Source organism: Roseibium denhamense, from assembly GCF_009711415.1.
Classification (GTDB): domain Bacteria; phylum Pseudomonadota; class Alphaproteobacteria; order Rhizobiales; family Stappiaceae; genus Roseibium; species Roseibium denhamense.
The window spans coordinates 177,967-197,332 of the sequence record NZ_SMLZ01000116.1 but is presented as its reverse complement, the minus strand read 5'-3'; the positions used below and the strand labels follow the sequence as shown (position 1 = coordinate 197,332).

The window sequence follows — 19,366 nt, the reverse complement described above, 5'->3', positions numbered from 1 at the left end:
GGGGGACAGCGTGGCAGAAAGCAACCGGAATAAGGTGAGTGCGGGCATGGAGCAGCAGAATAGATCCGAAAAGGACACTTTGCTGGATGCGCGCGGACTGACCAAGAGATTTGGCGACATACTCGCAAACGATACGGTCGATATCAGGCTGAACAAGGGTGAAATTCACGCGCTACTCGGGGAGAATGGCGCAGGGAAATCAACACTCGTCAAAATGTTCTATGGCTCGCTCGAGCCCGATGCCGGCGAAATCTGGTGGGATGGCCGCAGGGTCGACATCGGCAACCCTGCCGCCGCGCGTGATCTCGGGATCGGCATGGTTTTCCAGCATTTCTCGCTGTTCGAGGCCCTGACCGTTGTTGAAAACATTGCCCTTGCGCTGCCGAAACCTGGAAACATGCGGGACCTCGCAGCCCGTATTGCCGAAGTCTCGAAAGACTATGGCCTTCCGCTCAATCCGGCCGATATCGTCGCTGACCTTCCGGTCGGAATTCGCCAACGCATTGAGATCGTCCGTTGCTTGTTGCAGGAACCGCGCCTGATCATCATGGATGAGCCGACCTCGGTCCTGACACCTCAGGAAGCCGACCAGTTGTTCTTGACCCTTCAACGGCTTGCAAGCGAAGGTTGTGCAGTTCTTTACATCAGCCACCGCCTGGAAGAGGTGCAGCGCATTTGCCATCACGCAACGATCTTGCGCCACGGAAAGGTCGTCGATGAATGCGACCCTGCGCAGGAGACGGCAGCAAGCCTTGCGAGCAAAATGGTAGGTGCCGAAGTCATCGCCGTAAATGCTGCCAAGAAAACCGAAGTTGGTGCTGAAAGACTGGTGCTGAAAAGCTTGTCGGCCAAGGCATCCACGCCGTTTGCCACGGCTTTGACCAACATTTCGCTTGAGCTGAAGGCAGGCGAAGTGGTTGCCATTGCCGGGGTCGCGGGCAATGGACAGGGCGAGCTTTTTGATGCTGTGTCCGGTGAAATGCCGGTCGCCCCTGACATGATCGCTCTGGACGGCAAACCCTGCGGGTCGAAGTCTGTCACCTGGCGCCGGAAACAAAATGCGGCTTTTGTGCCTGAAGAAAGGCTCGGCCATGGTGCGGTGCCCGGCATGAAATTGTCGGAAAACATCGTTCTGACCCGTCACTCTACCGGCGACAGCCTTGTCGGAAACGGTTTTGTTTCTGAGCGCCAGGCAGGGGAACTGGAGCAGCGGATCAAGCAAAAATACGATGTACGCATGTCCCATGACGATCCCGAGGCAAGATCGTTATCGGGCGGGAATCTGCAAAAATTCGTCGTCGGACGCGAGCTTGACCGCCGTCCGGGCGTCCTGGTGGTCAACCAGCCGACATGGGGCGTTGATGCGGGCGCTGCTGCCCTGATCCGGCAGGCATTGATCGATTTGGCGCGCTCCGGTTCCGCTGTTCTCGTGATCAGCCAGGATCTCGATGAGATTTTCGAAATCGCGGACCGGATCGCAGTTATTTCCCGCGGACATTTGTCCGACGCGGAACCGGCCGCCGGCATGACGCGGGAACGGGTTGGCCTGTTGATGGCTGGTGGCGCGGAAGCGCAAGGGGAGGTCGCCTGATGCGCATAGAACTCGTCAAGCGCAAGGAACACAGCGAAGTCATGGTGTTCCTGTCCCCGGTCATCGCCGTTCTTCTGACCGCGTTGACGGCCGGGATCATATTTGCCCTGTCAGGCCTGAACCCGTTTGAAGCTCTCTACAAGTTTTTCATTGATCCGCTGACGCAGACCTGGTCTCTCGAAGACACGATCGCAGCCGCGACGCCCTTGGTGTTGATCGCATGCGGTCTGGCCGTTTGCTATCTCTCCAACAACTGGAACATCGGCGCGGAAGGCCAGTTCGTGGTCGGCGCATTGTTCGGCTCGTTTCTGCCGGTCATGCTGCCGGGCTTCGAAAGCTTCCTTACTTTGCCGTTGATGCTGGTATGCGGCATGATCGGTGGCGCTCTCTGGGCCCTCATTCCGGCCTTTTTGAAAACCCGCTTCAACACCAACGAAATCCTGACCAGTCTCATGCTGGTTTATGTCGCAAGCCTTTTGCTCGACTATCTGGTGAGGGGCCCCTGGCGGGATCCGGACGGGTTCAATTTCCCAGAATCCCGGATCTTTTCAGACGCGGCGACACTACCGTCCATTCCCGGAACAAGCATCAGCATGGCGACCGTGATCACCATCGGGATCGCGTTGGTTCTGACCGTGATCCTGACCAAGACGCTCAAGGGGTTTGAAATCCGGGTTATGGGTCAAAGCCCCCGAGCGGGCAGCTTTGCTGGCTTTTCGTCAAAGCGCCTGTCTCTGTTTGCTTTCGGCTTGTCCGGGGCGCTTGCCGGACTCGCCGGGATCATGGTCGTCTCCGGTGAAATGAACCAGCTTCAGCCCACGATTTCCCCCGGATACGGCTTTACGGCAATCATTGTTGCCTTTCTCGGCCGGCTGAACCCGGTCGGGATTATCGTCGCCGGTTTCGTGCTCGCCCTGTCCTATATCGGCGGCGAGGGCGTACAATCGGCCATGGGCGTATCCGACAAGATCGCGAGCGTTATTCAAGGCCTTTTGCTGTTCTTTGTGCTCGCTTGCGACACACTAATCTTATACCGAATCCGCTTCTCCTCCCGCAGAGCTCCGGCCAGCGCGGAGGTATCCCATGTTTGAGGCTGTTTTGCTGACGGTCATTACGGCCGCAACACCGTTGTTAATCGCAGCGCTTGGGGAACTGGTCGTCGAACGCTCTGGCGTTTTGAACCTCGGTGTGGAGGGGATGATGATCATGGGCGCCGTGGTTGGGTTTGCCATTGCCAATCTGACCGGCTCCGGTGCCCTCGGCGTCATTGCGGCGATTGGCGCAGGGATGGCCATGTCCGCCTTGTTCGGCTTTCTGGTGCTGGTGCTAGTCGCCAATCAGGTTGCAACAGGCCTTGCGCTGACGATCCTCGGTCTCGGTTTGTCCGGTATGATCGGAGAGGCATTTATCGGGGTCCCAGGTTTGCGCCTGCCGGAACTCTATATTCCGGGCCTATCTGATATCCCGTTCATCGGCCCGGTTTTCTTCCAGCAAGACGCCATCGTCTATCTGGGATTTGCGCTCGTGATCGCCGTCACCTATGTGCTCTTCCGCACAAGAGCCGGTCTGATTCTACGCTCTGTCGGCGACAACCACGGCTCCGCCCACGCCCTTGGTTATTCGGTAATCAAGATCCGCTTCATGGCGGTTTTGTTCGGCGGCGCCTGCGCCGGCCTTGCTGGGGCCTATATGTCGCTGGCCTATACACCTCAATGGGTGGAAAACATGACTGCGGGCAGGGGCTGGATTGCCTTGGCGCTGGTGGTGTTCGCGTCATGGCTGCCGTTGCGCGTCGTAATCGGGGCCTATTTGTTCGGCGCGGTCAGCGTGCTCAACCTGCACGCCCAGGCCCTCGGTCTCGGGATCCCGTCGCAGTTCCTGTCCAGTTTGCCCTATATTGCGACAATAGCCGTGCTCGTGCTCATCTCTGCCAACAGACGGCTGACATTGGTGAACACTCCGGCTTGCCTTGGCAAACCTTTCGTTCCGGACCGGTAATCCTCCCAGATACCGGTCCACTCGGCGCCCGCCGCGGTCAGGGCGTTGAGACAAGAAGAACCGCACGCGAAATGTCAAAACAGAGGGGAATGAAACTGATGAAATCACTGCTCAAAGCCACCGTCGCGGCCATTGCTTTTGCTGCTGCCGGCTCCGCGGCGAATGCGGCGGATGTAAAAGCCTGTTTCGTCTATGTCGGCCCGGTCGGCGATTTCGGCTGGTCCTACCAGCATGACCAAGGCCGTTTGGCCGTTGAAGAAAAGTTCGGCGACAAGGTCGAGACCGCCTACCTTGAAAGCGTTCCGGAAGGCCCGGATGCTGAGCGCGCAATTGAGCGATTCGCCCGCGAAGGCTGCGACATCATTTTCACGACATCGTTCGGTTACATGAATCCCACGATCAAAGTGGCCAAGGACTTTCCGGACGTGAAGTTCGAACACGCAACCGGCTACAAGACAGCTGAAAACGTTGCCACCTACAATTCCAAGTTCCACCAGGGCCGTTACATCATCGGTCAAATCGCGGCAAAGCAGTCGGAAGCGGGCGTTGCGGGCTACATCGCATCCTTCCCGATCCCCGAAGTGGTCTCCGGCATCAACGCATTTATGCTCGGCGCACAATCCGTGAACCCGGACTTCAAGGTGAAGGTCGTTTGGGTCAACACATGGTTCGATCCGGGCAAGGAAGCAGATGCTGCCAAGGCTCTGTTTGATCAGGGCGCTGATATCATCACTCAGCATACCGATTCAACGGCACCGCTTCAGGTTGCTCAGGAACGCGGCATGAAAGGCTTCGGTCAGGCGTCCGACATGATCGCATTCGCACCTGATGCACAATACACCTCGATCATTGACGACTGGGCACCTTACTACATCCACCGGGTTCAGGAAGTACTGGATGGCACCTGGGAAAGCCACTCTTCCTGGGAAGGTCTTGCGGAAGGGCACGTCGTGATGGCGCCTTACACCAATTTGCCGGAAGATGTGGTCGAGATGGCCAAGGCAACCGAAGCCAAGATCAAGGATGGCTGGGAACCCTTTACGGGCCCAATCACCAAGCAGGACGGCACGGTTGCAGCGGAAGACGGTGTCCGCCTCGATGACGGCGCGATCCTCGGCATGAACTGGTACGTCCAGGGTATCGACGACCAGCTGCCGCAATAAACTTGCAGGATGGCCAAACCGGTCCGGGCTATTCCGGACCGGCGGCCTGACAAAACACAAAATCAACATCCGGACGCACTCTCATGACCTTTGCATTCGCAATGGACTGGCTGAATCTGCTCTTTCGATGGGCGCATGTCATTGTCGGCATCGGCTGGATCGGCACGTCATTCTACTTCATTGCGCTTGATCTTTCCTTGCGCAAACGCGAAGGCATGAAGGAAGGCGTAGCGGGGACTGCCTGGGAGGTTCATGGCGGCGGCTTCTATCACGTCGAGAAATACACGGTCGCGCCAAAGGAACTCCCCGACGACCTGATCTGGTACAAATGGGAAGCGTATCTGACCTGGGTCACCGGCTTTGCCCTCCTTGTGGTCATGTATTACTTCAATGCAAGCGCATATCTCATTGATCCTAGTGTGCTTCCGCTCCGACCGCTTGATGCAGTAGCGATATCGGTCATCTCGCTCGTTGCGGGTTGGGTGATTTATGACCAGCTCTGCAAATCGCCGATCGGCAAGAACACACCGCTTCTGGCATTTTGCGTCTTCGTGCTGATCATGGCTGCGGCATTCATGTTCACCCATGTTTATTCCGGGCGCGGTGCCTTGATCCATGTCGGCGCGTTTGTGGGCACAATCATGGCGGTGAACGTGTTCGGCATCATCATTCCGAACCAAAAGAAAATCGCAGCAAGCCTCATGGCGGGCGAAGCGCCTGACCCAGCCCTCGGCGCCATGGGCAAACAGCGCTCGGTCCACAACAACTATCTGACACTGCCTGTGCTTTTGATGATGGTATCGAACCATTATCCCATGCTGACCGGCCATCCGCATGCTTGGTTGCTGGTGGCGCTTATCCTGTTGATCGGTGGGATGGTGCGTCATTTCCTGAACCGCCATGATGCTGGAGATCCGATCGCCAAGTTTTGGTGGGCCCTGCCAACGGCAGCTGCCGGGACACTTGTCGCGATCATAATGACAGCGCCGCGGGACTATTCGGGCGGCGATCTGGTCGCAGATGCGAGAGTGATCGAAATTTCGCAGGCTCATTGCGCCACCTGTCACGCAGCGGCCCCGACCTATGATGGCTTTGACGAAGCTCCGAAAGGGATTGAGCTTGAAACCGTCGAGCATTTGCGCCGTTACGCGGATCTTGTCATGGCTCAGGCCGTTCAATCAGATGCGATGCCGCTCGGCAACGAAACCGGCATGACCCAGGAGGAACGGGATCTTCTGGGAACATGGATTGCGCAGCAAAAGTAGGGCCGCATGATAACCGTCGACGAGATCAACGCGCTGAACCTTTCCGATTTTCTCGCAGCCTTCGGCGATGTTGCAGAACACTCGCCCTGGGTTGCGGAAAAAGCGTTCGAAAAGCGTCCGTTTGTCTCGCGCGAGGACGTCATTTCAGCCTTTGAGCGGGCGATGCTGACAGCCGGGAAAGACAAGCAGATCGCGCTCATCCGGGCCCACCCGGATCTTGCAGGAAAGGCAGCCCTTGCAGGGGAGATGGCCGAGGATTCCAAGAAGGAACAGGCAGGGGCAGGCCTGGACACACTGACCAAGCCTGAGTTCGAGCAGTTCACCACCTTGAATGACCGCTATCGTCACACATTCGGTTTTCCCTTCATATTTGCGGTCAAGGGAGCAACCAAACACATGATCCTTGAGGCCTTTGAGGCGCGGATCGGGTCCGACCCGGAAACCGAGTTTCAAACGGCTCTCTCCCAGATCGCGCGGATATTCCGGTTCCGACTGGAAGATCGTATCCAAGCGTGACGGTCCGGAGGTTTCCCATTTTGTCTGTGCTACGGTGGTCTTGATCACCATCACAGGAATTGGCCATGAAGAGACGCATTTTTCTGAAGACCGCGACCGGACTTACCGGGCTGGCGGCATCGGGACTTGCCGGGTCAGCCTTTTCCAAAAGCTTAGAGGCATCATCCTTGGAAACGAAAACCGGATTTTCACTGGCGCTTGGCGGTGGAGCTGCAAAGGCCTTCGCCCATATTCCAATCCTCGAAGCGATTGACGAACTTGGCGTCACGCCAGCAGAAATCTCCGGAACGTCCATGGGGGCAATCCTGGGTGGCCTTTACGCCAGCGGGATGAGCGGGAAGGAGATCCGGACCTTTACCGTCGATCTGTTCACCCAAAAGACCCAATTGTTCCAGAAGCTCTTTTTGAAGGATGGCCGGACCTGGGGCTCGCTCCTGAACGTCATGCGGCCGGCAATCATTGATCCTGTAGTCCTGTTCGAAACAATATTGCCGCAATCGCTTGCACCCGACTTCAAGACGCTCCGCATTCCCCTCAAGATCGTAGCGACAGATTTCTACACACAAGATTTGATCGTCCTCACCGATGGCCAGTTGCTACCGGCAATCGCAGCCTCATCGGCTTTGCCGATGTTGCTCACCCCGGTAAAAATTGAGGGAAAAGTGCTGATTGATGGAGGGTTTGTGGACCCCACACCCTTTGCCATACTAGACGCCGGTCAGCATCATACCGTTGCTGTTGACGTTACAGGCAGTGATTTTCTTGATGATGGCAAACTTCCGAGCGGGATGGAGACCTGGATCGGGTCATTTTCGATCACCTTGCACTCCCTTGTGCAGGCCAAGCTCGCTTGCAGCCGCCCGGATATTCTCGTCGAACCGCCGATAGGACGGTTCACGGCCATGGATTTCTTCAAGGTGCGCGATATTCTGGCGGCCGCCGACAGAAGTAAGGATCCGTTCAAAAGGGATCTTGAGCGGTTGCTCACCTGAACGCTGCATCGAGGCGTTTAAAAAGCAGGGCCACGTCCCTCGAAGATGACCTTGAGTTCGATTGCCTTGTCTTCAGTCCATCCTTCAGGCGCAACAACAGCTGCCCATCCATCGATATAATCCGGAGCGACGTAGTAGTGCCCAAAGCGCGGCACATCGAGCGCAAACATGGAATCCAGCGCCAGCTGCAGCATGGTTACAACCGGAAACCAGGTCAGCTTGCCGGTCACGTCAGGCGCCCGCGGTTCATTTAACCAGGCAGGCGGCTTGACCGCACTGTCGAAGGTGAAGTTGACGATTGGGTCGCTTCCGTAGTTCAAAAAGACCGCCCGAATGGGTCCCCACGGTGTGTAATTTCCGTTCAGACCTCCATACTGGTCGATGACCCGGAGTAATGATCCGTTGCCATAGGTCGGCCTCCAGGCAGGACTGCCTGGGTTCCTGTTGTCGCGAACTTCAGACCAATAACGGGAAAAGAAAGGCGATCCGGCCCAAAACGCGCCTTGGATGGGATCTCCCAGCATATCCAGAAGCGGTAAGGTTGCCTGGGAATTGAATGCTCCCTGGCTGAGGCCATGGACATAAAACGCCGGCCGGCTGTCCGGCGGTAGCGTGGTCCAGTGATCATATATGGCGTTGAAGAGTTCCCGGGCTTGGTCCACGCCATAATCCGGGTGGGCGAGCAAGGACAGGACGCTCGTCAGATAGGAATACTGGACCGACACCGTCGCCACATCGCCGCCGAGCATGAAATCAAGCGTGTCATGGGCACCGGGATCCATCCATCCGGTGCCGACAGGAACGGTTACGACGAGGACAGATCGTTCAAATCCGCCCACCCGTTTCAGCTCCTCCAGAGCCAGCTGCGCGCGCTCTTTTGCCGTTTCTGCTGAGCGGCGCCCGACATAGACGCGCAGCGGGTCCATCACCGGCCCGTCGAAGAACGCCGCAATCTCTTCTTTTGATGGCGCGGTCGCCACAAAATGGCGCCCCCAACGGCCCATCTCATGCCAGCGGACAAGCGAAGTGACGCTGCCTGTTTTGTTCGGATCGCGCGGTTGTGCAATGTCCGGCTCCATCATGGTGTCAGCCGCCAGAAAAGAGGCATCGGCGGCCCGGAAGAAAGACCGGATCAGCGCGCCATCAACCACGGCCCAGAACAGCCAGCCCACCAAAGCGAGCGAGACCACGATGCCAAGACGCCGCGGAACGATCTTGCTCAATGCCAAAGAGACCGCCCGGCGGATAAAGCCGAGCAGCCGGAAACACACCCAAATCCCAAGAGCGGTTCCCGCTCCAACGGCCAGGATCATGAAAGGAGCGCCTGCCTCAAGATCGGGAAGTTCAACGGCGGACCGTGTTGCGTTCTGCCAACCGGATGCCTTGGTGAGAGAATAGATCAAAATGCCGACACTGAGCGTCACAGCCAGTGTATGCCAGACCCAAAGATGACGCATCGATATCTCGGGAAGTTCCATATACCGCCAGAGCGCCCTTAAAAGCAGGGCCGCTTCAACTGCAATTATCGCGGAAACACCCGACAACACCGCCTGAACCATCGGATCACGGGGCATGAGGGACGGTGTCAATGCGGCGCCAAAAGCCGACACGGCAAATACAAGGCCAAGGGAACAGTATCCCGTGTTGATCAAGCGTCTGGTGGCTGAACCCAACGACCATGCGGATGGATCGTCATTTGGTGTCATCGACTGTCCCACCTTTGCCTTTGCCGCCGAAAACGGAGCTGGGGAGTTTATGAGGCGCCCGGATACGGGCCAGAAAGAACCCGCATGAAATCATTGGCGGCGATCCAGTGAAATTGCAACTGCCCGCCCATCGAACCGGGCGATGTGGCGGGGCCGGGCAGGTCCAAATTTCAGCACAATCCGCTTTAAAGCCTGCACTCAGGTGCTTTGATTGACAAAAACCCCAACAATCAGCCCGATAGTTACGTTGCGTATGCAATTATTTAGGGGTGATTAACTGTTGTGCTGTGTACTTCTCACGATGAAGTTGTGGTCAATGCATCTGAATATGCCGGTTTTCGAGAGGTCCGCACGGCCCGGAGCAGGTTTCAAGAAAGTCTGCCATGGCAAACAGCATCTGGGTGCCGGGGCAATCAAGCGGCAAACAAGGACAATGGCTTCATAGTTGGGGGACTACTTCACACGGCTGGTCGACCGGAAACGATTGAACAGCCGGATTGAAAGACTGCAATCCTGGTCAGGTTCGCGCCTGTCCGGCCCCTTATGGAACGCGAATAACCGATGCGACACGGACTTTCACTCAGGTTGTTGTTCCCGCTGTGTTTTGCGGTGCTCGCCGTGCTCGCAGGACTGAACGGCTATTATCTATATTCCGCACACGCAAACCTGTCCCGCCAGCTTGACACATATGACAAGATGACCCGGACGATTGCCGCCGTTGACACCAGAATGATGGAACGGGCCGCGGGGAGCTACGCAGCATTTTCCTTGCAGCAGGATTCGCAGCTCGCGTCGGTCAGCTTGCGGGAGTTCCTCAAATCCCTTGAGATTCTTGAAGCCACGCTCCCAACCCAGGAGGCTTCGGTTTCCCAGTACGTGCGTGAACGTCTGGATGCCGTCGGCCGGGACGCGGACGCGCTGCAACCGATTCTGACGGACCTTTCGACAAAAACAGCGGCACGACAGGCTCTATCTCATTTGCGCACGGCCGCGGCGTCAATCGATCAGGTCCGCGAGCTCATTCTGTCACGCATCCGCACCCAGATAGACCAGACCCGGCAGGAAGTGGAGCAATTCCGTACAGGGCTGCTTGCCATTGGGCTTGCCTTCGTACTGTCCGCCCTTGGATGGATCGGCATACTCGTGCGGGAGAACCGGATTGCCGTGCAAAAGGCAAAAACAGAATCAGCGCGTGCCGATAAACTGGCACACCAGTTGGATCACGACCCGAAAACCGGCCTCATCAACCACAGTATCTTCGCTAAAACGGTCACAGAGGCCTTTGAGACCCGCCATCCTGGCGATGAGCTGGTGGTCATGCGGGTGGATCTTGAGTCGCGGGTGCCCGTGATCGACGGTTTCGGACACGCAATTGACGATGCTGTTCTGCGGTCCGCCACCGATGTAATGCGCCATGTGATTGATACCATCGACCTTCCGATCACACTGGGCCGGTCCGCCGGAAAAGGGTTCCTGCTTTTGTTCAAGCGCGCAAGCGAGATGGACTTGTCGGCAGAGCACATTGCAAGCCGGATCCAGGATCAATTTCTCCGGCCGGTCGCAACAGCGCACGGTTCCTATGTCGTGACGCCCGCAATCGGATTTGCCGATTCACGGGCTTCTGATGCCCATGGAAGCGACATCATCCGGAACGCAGACCTTGCAGTTGCCAATGCTGTGCAGAACACCAAACGGCGGCCAGTGACATACGAGCCGGTTATGCGCGCTCACATGGAGCGGCACGCCCGTGTGGAAGCCGCCTTGGCGAGGGCGATCGAGGCCAATGAGTGCCTGCCGCATTTCCAGCCTCAGTTCAATCTGAAAACCGGCCGTATCTTCGGAGTTGAGGCCTTGGCCCGCTGGTATCACTCTGAACTCGGCTGGATTTCGCCGTCCGAATTCATCCCGATTGCGGAAAGCAGTGGCGACATCGTGCCGATGGGCTGGAAAATACTCGAAACGTCTTGTGCGGAGGTGCAGCTTCTCCCGTCCAATTTACAACTGTCCGTGAACCTGTCGGTCGCACAAATCCTCAACGATGATGTCGTTGCCATGGTCGATGAGTGCCTTGGCAGAACCGGTCTTCCTGCACAAAGACTGAAGCTGGAGATCACGGAATCGACGTTGATGAAGGACCTGGAACGGGTCAAGTCGACGCTTACCGAGCTTAGAAACTTCGGGATCGGGATCTCTCTAGATGACTTTGGCGTTGGCTATTCCGCCCTGTCGTATCTGACCGATTTCCATTGGGACGAGATCAAGATTGACCGGTCATTCGTCTGTAGGGCGGTACGGGACCAAAAGCTCCGGGACATTCTGAAGATGGTTCTCGGAATTGCGAAAACCATGGGCTCAGACGTGCTCATTGAAGGGATTGAGACCGTTGAGCAGCGCGACATACTGGTCGATTTGGGATGCGAGAACGGGCAGGGCTATCTCTTCGGCGGCCCGATGGCCATTGACGACATCACCACGCTGTTTTTTCCAGATCATAAGCAGCGCAGTTTCGCAGGCTGAAATCTTGCCCGCCGTCACGGCTTGCGCGGAGGCGCAAGCGTTGCCCGCATACAAAGATCCGCTGGCAGCTCAAGCGAGGCCGGGACATCACCACCGGACAGAACTTTCATCAGGGCTTGCGCTGCATATTGGCCCATGCGCCGGTGCGGCACGTGAACTGTCGTCAAAGGCTGAGGCGACACACTTGCCAATTCAATATTGTCAAACCCGGTTATCGAAACATCCTCGGGAACCCGCAGACCCATATCCGCCGCAGCCCTGAGAGCGCCGACAGCCAGCACATCATTTCCGCACATTATGGCGGTTGGCGTATCGGTATCCTGCATTAATTGCCGGAAGGCTTGATCACCGCTTTCGATCGAGTAGGTCGTTTCAACAATCTCCAGGGTATCTGGTGCCAAATCGGCGGCTGCCATGGCGTCCCGTATCCCGTCAACGCGCTCGCGCGCCCGGTCATTGGCGGCGGTCTCGGCCGTAATACACCCAAGCTTGCGGTGACCGGCCTCCAGGACCTTTTCCGCAAGTCTCTTCATCGCATCGCGGTTTCGAAACCCCACACAAAGATAGGGCTTTGCAGGGTCATACGCCCAGGCAACGAGAACCGGTATCCTACGCTTTTCCAGGAACGCATAAATGCCCGGGTCACGGTGATACCCGATCAGGAGCAGCGCATCGGCACCACGGGCGGTCAGGGCCTTGATCTGTTCTTCTTCAAGATCCTGTTTGTAAGACGACGATGCCACAAGAAGTGTGCAGCCGTTTTTCTGAAGTTCCTCCTGAAAAGCCTGCAATCCGCGGGCAAAAATGGCGTTGTCCATGGTTGGAATAATGGCGCCGATCATGTTTGTCCGGCGGGAGGCGAGGGCGCGTGCACTGAAGTTTGGGGAGTACCCGAGGTGATCTACGGCCGCGAGGACCCGCTCGAGCGTTTTCTCCGTCACGAGCTCAGGATTATTCAAACACCGTGATACGGTTGCCGTAGAGACACCGGCAGCAGCGGCAACATCCGCAAGCGTGGGTGGGGCATCCGTGTTTATGTCTTGTGGTTCGTGCATATGGCCATAGTGAATGTGAGCGGCATGGCTGTCCATCGGCCTAATGCCTTATCGTTTTTCCAATTCTGTTGAAACGCTTTTCGCTTGCAATGAAAAATGTAAACGCTTACATTTGAGGCAGCCGGTGAATTGGTCGTTGGGAGGTGATCATGCTTTTGGCTTTGGCAGGCGGTCTCTTTGCCGTCTTTGTGATCAATGTATCGATCGGTTCCCTTGGCGGAACACCGTTTTTCGGAAATGTCGGAGAAATGCTGTGCCTGTTCGCCGTTTCGGTGGCGTTCTCGGCGGCTGTCCTCAAGAGGGAAGCTGAAAAGTAGCCGACGTCATACTATCCAAACCAGATTTCTTGGGAGGAAATCATGAAAAAGACGGAAGACCTGGTCTCACATGAGCGCCGCAATTTCTTGAAGCTGACAAGCAAGGGCGCATTTACTGCAGCTGTCGTTGCAGGGGCGGCCGGAACACTGTGGTCCGACGAGGCCGTTGCCCAGACGGCGCAAGAGGAGCGCGAGCGCGAACAAGCTGCCGATCATACGATGACACTGGCAACCGCTTACGTGCTTGGCGCGTCGCGCAGCTACCCGATCATGCAGCTGGACCTGAAGGAAAACATCCAGAACGCCACCAACGGCAAGGTCTATGTCAAGCTCGCACCGGGCGGACAGCTCGGCGCCGGCGGTGCACTTGCCCAGGCCGTTCAGGGCGGCACCATTCAGGCAGCGCAGCACTCCCTGTCCAACTTTGCACCCTTCGCATCCGCTGTTGACCTGATCAACATGCCGTACTTCTGCGGCTCCAACCAGCGGTTCACCAACCTGGTGACATCCGATGCCTGGAAGAGCGAAGTCCACCCGAAGATCGAGGCCTCCGGCTTCAAAGCGCTGTTCTATGTCGTCATTGATCCGCGCGTCGTTGCGATCCGCAAGGGCGGCAATCAGGTCATCACACCTGGCGACCTGTCTGGCGTGAAGTTCCGCGTTCCAGGATCGGCCATGCTTCAGCAGTATTACCGCATGGTCGGCGCAAACCCGACACCGGTTGCATGGGGTGAAACACCCTCCGCCATCAAACAGGGCGTTGCCGATGCGCTCGACCCGTCGGTCGGCGCACTCTACGTCTTTGGCTTCAAGGACATCTTGAGCCACGTCACCTTCACCCAGGCCGTGCCCGACAGTCAGGTTTATTCAATGAACCTGGAGTGGTTCAACTCCTTGCCCGCCGATGTTCAGGAAGGCATTGAGTTCGCTGGAGAGATCACTGCGCAGCAAAACCTCGCAAAAGTCCCGGCCGCACGTTCCTACGCCATGGCTGAGTTGGTGAAATCCGGCGTCCAGTTCCATTCACTGTCGGAAGACCAGCTGGCTGAATGGCAGGATGCAGGCGGATATCAGCGCTCTGAGTGGGATGAGTTCAAGAAGGAACTCGCCGGGTCCATGGAAGCCTTCGGCCGCCTCGAAGAGGCCGCCAACACTCAAGGCCGTCTCTACGTTCATGACGCTTAAGGCCTGACGGATCTGCCGGCGGCGTAAGACCGCGGGCAGACCACACTGTGCGCTTTCCAATTCCCTGTTCACGCGACCACCGCATCAGGCACGCCGTCTGATGGGAACGGTCGAGGAGTGCCAATGTCCAATGTCCTTAAGGCTATCGACAAGAACGGTGAACGCTGGTTGCTTCTTGTGTTCTACGTCATGCTTGTCCTGACGATGTTTATCGAGGTGGTCCGGCGCGAGGTTTTCGCCTACTCGTCCATCTGGGGTGAAGAGATCGTCCGCTATTCCTTCATTTACCTTGCCTGGATCGGTGCGGCGGCTGCGGTCAAGGAACGCGGACATATCCGGATCGACGTCCTGATGCAGTATGTCGACCCGAAAGCGAAGGCATTGCTCTACATTCTCGGCGACATTGTCATGGCTGTCGTGGCAGTCATTGCGTTCTATTGGTCGCTCGAAACCGTCCTTGTCTCTGCGAAATTTGGATCGGTGACCCACGGTCTGCGCATCTCGCAAGTCTGGTTCCTCAGTGCTGTGCCTCTTGGCTTCGCGCTGATCCTTTTCCGTCTCGCCCAGTCGCTCCTGCGCGATATCCGCGACCTTCGTGACGGCAAGCCCGTCTACGAAGGCGACAAACTGTTCGACTAAGGGGGCGGCTATGCTTTGGCAACATATGCAACCGCAAACAATTGAGCTTGGTTGGGATTTTTACGGCCCGGTTCTGCTGTTTGTCCTACTTGTGGCGCTTGCGGTGCCGGTTTGGGCGGCCATCGGCGCTGCCGCGAGCCTCATGCTTGTCTGGTCCGGCGCGCTTCCGCTGTCGCTGGTCGGCGAAAAGCTGTTCAGCGGCATCGACGCCTTCGCACTGACTGCTGTCCCACTGTTTATTCTGACCGGCGATGCGCTGGTCCGAACGGGGCTCAGTCGAAAATTTCTCGACGTTGCGGAAGCGCTCACGCAATTCGCAAAGGGTGGCTTCGGCTCCGCCACCGTTCTTGTTTGCGGCATGTTTGCAGCCATTTCAGGCTCGGATGCAGCCGGTGCCGCCGCTGTCGGCCGCATGACCATCGACCGGTTGGTGGAAAGCGGCTACCCGCGTCCCTATGCATGTGCGCTTGTCGCAGCTGGTGCCTGTACCGGCATCCTGATCCCGCCATCGATCGCCTACATCATTATTGGATTGGTGCTGGGCATCTCCGCATCGACCCTGTTCCTGGCAGCCGTTATCCCGGGGATCGCCATCCTGGTGTCGATCCTGGCCACAAACATCATCATGAACCGCCTTTATGGCTGGGAAGGCGGCGGCAACATCAGCATGGGTGAATACTTCTCCCAGCTTTGGGTTGCCATCAAATCGGGTTGGTACGCCTTCATCGTTCCAATAATCATCTTCTACGGCATCTTTTCCGGCCGCCTGACCCCAACGGAAGCCGGCGCCACCGCTGTCGTGGTGACAATCGCCATGGGCTTTATCCTGGGGACTATGAGGCTGTCAGACTTCCCGGCCATGCTGGTCAGTTCGGCCAAGGTCAATGGTGTGATCATCCCGATCATCGCCTTCTCCATTCCCCTTGCAGAAGCCCTTGCCATCATTGGTGTGCCGCAAGGTTTTGTGGCGGTCGCCACCGGCATCAGCGACGAGCCCTGGGTGCTCATCATGATGATGATCCTGGTCTTGATCGCGGCAGGCTGCGTTATGGAGACCACACCGAACATCGTTATCCTGGCGCCAATCCTGAAACCGCTCGCCGACAACATCGGCATGAACGAGATCCAGTTCTGCATCATGATGATTACTGCACTCGGTGTCGGGTTCATCACGCCGCCGCTCGGTCTCAATCTGTTCGTCGTCTCAGGCCTGACGGGTGAATCGATATTGAAAATCGCCGCCCGGGCCGTTCCTTTCGTCCTCTTCATGCTCGCCGTGACCTTGCTGATTGCCTATGTGCCGGCAATCTCGACCACGCTGCTGCCTGAAATTTACAAGTAGGCTCTGCCATGACTGTTGAATATCTGAAGAAAGCAGATCTGACCTCCAAGACCGATGCGTCCGAGACCACAAAGGTCGTTCAGGAAATCCTCGGTGCGATTGAGGCGGGCGGCGATGCCGCCGCGATGGAGTACGCCGCCAAGTTCGACAAGTATGACGGCACGATCATCCTGACGGATGCCGACATTGAGGCAGCCAGCGCCAAGGTGCCGGAAAAGCTGAAGCGCGACATCGAGTTTGCCCATGCCAACGTGAAGCGGTTCGCAGAAGCGCAAAAAACGACCTGCCAGAACATCGAGGTCGAGGTTGTCCCGGGGCTCATTGCGGGTCAAAAGAGCATCCCGGTCAACACGGCCGGCTGCTACATCCCAGGCGGCCGCTACAGCCACATCGCCAGCGCGATCATGACGGTCACGACCGCCAAGGTGGCGGGCTGCGACAACATCGTCGCCTGTTCGCCACCGCGCCCCGGCATCGGCATTAATCCGGCAATCATCTACGCGGCGCACGTGTGCGGCGCAGACAAGATCGTCGCCATGGGCGGGGTTCAGGGTGTGGCTGCCATGACCTTTGGCCTCTTCGGTCTGCCAAAGGCCAACATCCTTGTTGGGCCGGGCAACCAGTTTGTCGCCGAAGCCAAGCGGATCCTGTTCGGCCGCGTCGGGATCGACATGTTTGCAGGGCCCACGGACAGCTTGATCCTTGCAGACAAGACAGCGGATCCGGAAGTGGTCGCCGCCGATCTCGTCGGCCAGGCGGAACATGGCTACAATTCACCAGTCTGGCTCGTCACCGACACACGGTCCCTGGCCGAAGAAGTCATGGCGCTGGTGCCTAAGCTCATCGAAGACCTACCGGAAGTGAACAGTCAGAACGCTGCTGCCGCTTGGCGCGACTATGCCGAGGTGATCATGTGCGACACCCGCGAGGAGATGGCGGCAACGTCGGATGCTTATGCACCCGAGCATTTGACGGTGCAGGCTGAGGATCTGGATTGGTGGCTGGACCGCCTTTCCTGCTACGGGTCCCTCTTCCTCGGGGAAGAAACCACCGTTGCCTTCGGCGACAAGGCGTCGGGCACAAACCATGTGCTGCCGACATCAGGCGCTGCGTCCTACACGGGCGGCCTGTCGGTCCACAAGTTCATGAAGATCGTCACCTGGCAGCGGGCCACCCGCGAGGGGGCCAAGCCGGTAGCGGAGGCAACCGCGCGGATCTCCCGCCTCGAAGGGATGGAAGGCCACGCCCGCACGGCCGACATCCGGTTGCGGAAGTATTTCCCGGGTGAAAACTTCGACCTGAGTGCGGAGGCGGCAGAGTAAGGCCATGTCCGGTCTGTTCGATGTTTCCGGCAAAGTTGCCTGCGTGACCGGCGCCAGTTCAGGTCTCGGACGGCGCGCTGCCACGGTGCTGGCCCAAGCGGGCGCGTCGGTGGTCGGCGTTGCGAGGCGGTCGGCCGATCTTGAGGAGTGGCGGCAGGAAGCTGGCGGGTCGACCGCAGCAGTGCCAGCTGATCTGAGTGATCGCGAGAGCCTTGCCGCGACCCTCAAAAGCATTGCCGAGCCATTCGGTCCGCCTGAAATCCTGGTTCATGCAGCGGGGATCAATACCCGCGAACCCGCCGATGATGTGACGGATGCCGGATGGGACATCACGATGATGCTCAATCTGACGGTGCCGTTCTTCCTGAGTAAGGCCTTCGCGCCGGCGATGAAGGAGAAAGGCTGGGGCCGGATCGTCAACTTCGCGTCCCTTCAGACAACACGGGCGTTCCCGGGCGGTATTGCTTACGGAGCCTCCAAGGGCGGCATCGGTCAATTGACACGGGCCATGGCCGAGGCCTGGTCGAAGGACGGCATCACGGCAAACGCAATTGGCCCCGGTTTCTTCCCGACCGAGCTGACAGCTGCCGTCTTTGGCGATGAAGAACGGGCGCGGCGCAATGCTGCCCAGACCTGTATCGGCCGCAACGGAGCGCTTGACGATATTGACGGACCAATCCTGTTTTTGTGTTCCGATGCGTCCCGCTATGTCACGGGCCAAGTCCTCATGGTCGACGGGGGGTTCACTGCAAAATGAAAGCCCTTGTTTACACCGGCCCGGAAACGCAGGCTTACCGGGATGTTGCGGATCCGACCCCTTCGGCAAGCGATGCGCTCATCAAGGTGGCCCACACCGGCATCTGCGGATCCGACATGCATGCCTTCCTTGGCCATGATGAACGTCGCCCGGCTCCTCTCATTCTTGGACATGAAGTTGCAGGAACCGTTATATCGGGCCCGCTCGAGGGAAAAAGGGTGACCGTCAACCCGCTGGTCACGTGCGGCACATGTGAGGCTTGCCGGTCTGGCCGGGACAATCTTTGCCCGGACCGGCAAATCATCTCCATGCCGCCGCGCGAAGGCGGGTTTGCCGACTATCTTGTAATGCCGGAGGGCAATCTGGTCGTGGTGCCGGACAACATTACCGATGCCCAGGCCGCCCTTGCCGAACCGATTGCCTGTGGTTGGCATGCCGTGCGGCTAGCCAAACGGGCCCTCATGTCCGACCCGGCCGAAGCACGGGCGCTTGTCATCGGCGGCGGAGCAATCGGCCTCGGTGCGGCTCTTTCCTTGAAGGCACAAGGGATCCAGCACGTTCGCCTGGTCGAACCCAATCAGGAACGCGCGCAATTTCTCAAGTCCTCCTGCGGGATCGAGGTCCTGACACCGGGGCAGGCGGAGACGAGCGGGCAGTATGATCTAATCGTCGACGGCGTCGGTTATGCCGCAACACGGGCCACCGCAACCAAACTGGCCAAGCCAGGGGGGGTTATCAGCCATATTGGACTTGGGTCCTCTGATGGCGGTCTGGATATCCGGCGTATGACGCTGCAGGAAATCACCTTCATCGGGACCTACACATACACCGCCGAAGATTTCCGCGAGACAGCCAAGGCCATGTTCGATGGCCGGTTGGGCGCGCTGGACTGGACCGAAATCCGGCCGCTGTCCGACGGCCTCAAAGCTTTCAACGACTTGCGCAAAGGCGCGGTTGCTGTTCCGAAAATTCTACTCACACCAGATACTTGAGGAGACAAT

At 57.9% G+C, this 19,366-nt stretch carries 17 protein-coding genes; 15 read left to right on the top strand and 2 right to left on the bottom strand.

Features of this window, described 5'->3' with window-relative positions; translation table 11 throughout:
• Positions 1-46 precede the first annotated feature (46 nt).
• From E1180_RS20860 to E1180_RS20830, 7 genes are all read left to right on the top strand, one after another.
• Positions 47-1,591 (top strand): ABC transporter ATP-binding protein, encoded by a 1,545-nt coding sequence (locus E1180_RS20860; protein WP_155194470.1) that lies wholly within the window; start codon positions 47-49, stop codon positions 1,589-1,591.
• A complete protein-coding gene (locus tag E1180_RS20855; protein ID WP_155194468.1) occupies positions 1,591-2,682 on the top strand; it encodes an ABC transporter permease in 1,092 nt (363 codons plus the stop codon). The genes E1180_RS20860 and E1180_RS20855 overlap by 1 nt, the downstream gene beginning before the upstream one ends.
• The gene (locus E1180_RS20850) at positions 2,675-3,589 is read left to right on the top strand and encodes an ABC transporter permease (RefSeq protein WP_155194466.1); all 915 of its coding nucleotides are present in this window, start codon (positions 2,675-2,677) and stop codon (positions 3,587-3,589) included. Before E1180_RS20855 ends, E1180_RS20850 begins: the two co-directional genes overlap by 8 nt.
• A gap of 98 nt (positions 3,590-3,687) precedes the next feature.
• A complete protein-coding gene (locus tag E1180_RS20845) occupies positions 3,688-4,752 on the top strand; it encodes a BMP family ABC transporter substrate-binding protein (RefSeq protein WP_155194464.1) in 1,065 nt (354 codons plus the stop codon).
• Between the two features lie 83 nt (positions 4,753-4,835).
• Positions 4,836-6,017: a urate hydroxylase PuuD gene (locus E1180_RS20840; RefSeq protein WP_155194462.1), complete on the top strand. Its 1,182-nt coding sequence runs from the start codon at positions 4,836-4,838 to the stop codon at positions 6,015-6,017.
• A 6-nt stretch (positions 6,018-6,023) separates the two neighbouring features.
• Entirely contained in the window at positions 6,024-6,533 is a 510-nt protein-coding gene (uraD, locus tag E1180_RS20835; protein WP_155194459.1) for a 2-oxo-4-hydroxy-4-carboxy-5-ureidoimidazoline decarboxylase, read from the top strand.
• Positions 6,534-6,598: 65 nt separating this feature from the next.
• Positions 6,599-7,525, top strand: a complete 927-nt coding sequence (locus tag E1180_RS20830; protein ID WP_155194457.1) for a patatin-like phospholipase family protein — start codon at positions 6,599-6,601, stop codon at positions 7,523-7,525.
• Positions 7,526-7,542: 17 nt separating this feature from the next.
• On the opposite strand, the gene E1180_RS20825 is transcribed toward E1180_RS20830, so the two are convergent.
• Positions 7,543-9,231: an alpha/beta hydrolase gene (locus tag E1180_RS20825; RefSeq protein ID WP_155194455.1), complete on the bottom strand. Its 1,689-nt coding sequence runs from the start codon at positions 9,229-9,231 to the stop codon at positions 7,543-7,545.
• A 561-nt stretch (positions 9,232-9,792) separates the two neighbouring features.
• On the opposite strand from E1180_RS20825, the gene E1180_RS20820 reads away from it, so the two are divergent.
• Positions 9,793-11,748, top strand: a complete 1,956-nt coding sequence (locus E1180_RS20820; RefSeq protein ID WP_155194453.1) for a putative bifunctional diguanylate cyclase/phosphodiesterase — start codon at positions 9,793-9,795, stop codon at positions 11,746-11,748.
• A gap of 14 nt (positions 11,749-11,762) precedes the next feature.
• On the opposite strand, the gene E1180_RS20815 is transcribed toward E1180_RS20820, so the two are convergent.
• Positions 11,763-12,839, bottom strand: coding sequence for a LacI family DNA-binding transcriptional regulator (locus E1180_RS20815; protein WP_244314134.1), 1,077 nt, complete (start codon positions 12,837-12,839; stop codon positions 11,763-11,765).
• A gap of 113 nt (positions 12,840-12,952) precedes the next feature.
• Here E1180_RS20815 and E1180_RS22075 point away from each other — a divergent pair, with 113 nt between their 5' ends.
• The 7 genes from E1180_RS22075 (at position 12,953) to E1180_RS20785 (ending at position 19,357) form a co-directional block, all read left to right on the top strand.
• The gene (locus tag E1180_RS22075) at positions 12,953-13,120 is read left to right on the top strand and encodes a hypothetical protein (protein ID WP_196220663.1); all 168 of its coding nucleotides are present in this window, start codon (positions 12,953-12,955) and stop codon (positions 13,118-13,120) included.
• Between the two features lie 42 nt (positions 13,121-13,162).
• The gene (locus tag E1180_RS20810) at positions 13,163-14,305 is read left to right on the top strand and encodes a TRAP transporter substrate-binding protein (protein ID WP_155194450.1); all 1,143 of its coding nucleotides are present in this window, start codon (positions 13,163-13,165) and stop codon (positions 14,303-14,305) included.
• 123 nt (positions 14,306-14,428) lie between these two features.
• A complete protein-coding gene (locus E1180_RS20805) occupies positions 14,429-14,944 on the top strand; it encodes a TRAP transporter small permease (protein WP_155194447.1) in 516 nt (171 codons plus the stop codon).
• 10 nt (positions 14,945-14,954) lie between these two features.
• The gene (locus E1180_RS20800) at positions 14,955-16,286 is read left to right on the top strand and encodes a TRAP transporter large permease (protein WP_155194445.1); all 1,332 of its coding nucleotides are present in this window, start codon (positions 14,955-14,957) and stop codon (positions 16,284-16,286) included.
• An 8-nt stretch (positions 16,287-16,294) separates the two neighbouring features.
• Positions 16,295-17,608, top strand: coding sequence for a histidinol dehydrogenase (gene hisD / locus E1180_RS20795; protein ID WP_155194443.1), 1,314 nt, complete (start codon positions 16,295-16,297; stop codon positions 17,606-17,608).
• 4 nt (positions 17,609-17,612) lie between these two features.
• Positions 17,613-18,365, top strand: coding sequence for an SDR family NAD(P)-dependent oxidoreductase (locus E1180_RS20790; RefSeq protein WP_155194440.1), 753 nt, complete (start codon positions 17,613-17,615; stop codon positions 18,363-18,365).
• Entirely contained in the window at positions 18,362-19,357 is a 996-nt protein-coding gene (locus E1180_RS20785) for a zinc-dependent alcohol dehydrogenase (RefSeq protein WP_155194438.1), read from the top strand. Before E1180_RS20790 ends, E1180_RS20785 begins: the two co-directional genes overlap by 4 nt.
• Positions 19,358-19,366 lie beyond the last annotated feature (9 nt).